Origin of the sequence: Actinomadura napierensis, from assembly GCF_039529375.1 — a bacterium.
In the GTDB taxonomy this organism is placed as follows: domain Bacteria; phylum Actinomycetota; class Actinomycetes; order Streptosporangiales; family Streptosporangiaceae; genus Spirillospora; species Spirillospora napierensis.
Map to the genome: position 1 here is coordinate 1 of NZ_BAAAMR010000267.1, position 1,138 is coordinate 1,138.

General features: G+C 51.7%; 1 rRNA gene. It reads right to left on the reverse strand.

What is annotated here, in order from left to right:
* Positions 1-1,138, reverse strand: a 23S ribosomal RNA gene (locus ABD296_RS49345); the annotation flags it as partial.

Here is a 1,138-nt window from a genome sequence, read left to right on the forward strand (position 1 = left end):
GCACCGGGCAGGCATCACACCCTATACGTCCACTTTCGTGTTTGCAGAGTGCTATGTTTTTAATAAACAGTTGCAGCGGCCTGGTTTCTGCGGCTGTCGTCAGCTCAGGAAGCGAGTTCCATCACCAACAACAGCGTACCTTCTCCCGAAGTTACGGTACCATTTTGCCTAGTTCCTTCAGCAGAGTTCTCTCAAGCGCCTTGGTCTACTCGACCTGACCACCTGTGTCGGTTTCGGGTACGATTCCTGTGTAACTGAAGCTTAGAGACTTTTCCTGGAAGCATGGCATCAACCACTTCGCTGTACAAGTACAGCTTGCTATCAGATCTCAGCATAGAGTACCCCGGATTTGCCTAAGATACATGCCTACATCCTTTCACCTGGACAACCAACGCCAGGCTGATTTAGCCTTCTCCGTCCTCTCATCGCATTACACAGAAGTAATGGAATATTAACCATTTTCCCATCGACTACGCCTTTCGGCCTCGCCTTAGGGGTCGACTCACCCAGCCCCGATTAACGTTGGACTGGAACCCTTGGTCTTTCGGCGAACGGGTTTTTCACCCGTTTTGTCGTTACTCACGTCAGCATTCGCACTTCTGATACCTCCAGCAAGCTTCTCAATACACCTTCATCGGCTTACAGAACGCTCCCCTACCACTTGACTAATGTCAAATCCGCAGCTTCGGCACATAGTTTTAGCCCCGTTACATCTTCCGCGCAGGCCGACTTGACCAGTGAGCTATTACGCACTCTTTCAAGGATGGCTGCTTCTAAGCCAACCTCCTAGTTGTCTAAGCCTTCCCACATCGTTTACCACTTAACCACAACTTTGGGACCTTAGCTGGCGGTCTGGGTTGTTTCCCTTTTGACGACGGACGTTAGCACCCGCCGTCTGTCTCCCGCGCAGTACTTCCAGGTATTCGGAGTTTGGTTAGGTTTGGTAAGGCGGTAAACCCCCCTAGCCCATCCAGTGCTCTACCCCCTGGAGTATTCACGCGAGGCACTACCTAAATAGATTTCGGGGAGAACCAGCTATCACGGAGTTTGATTGGCCTTTCACCCCTAACCACAGGTCATCCCAGACCTTTTCAACGGGCACCGGTTCGGTCCTCCAGTGCGTGTTACCGCACCTTCA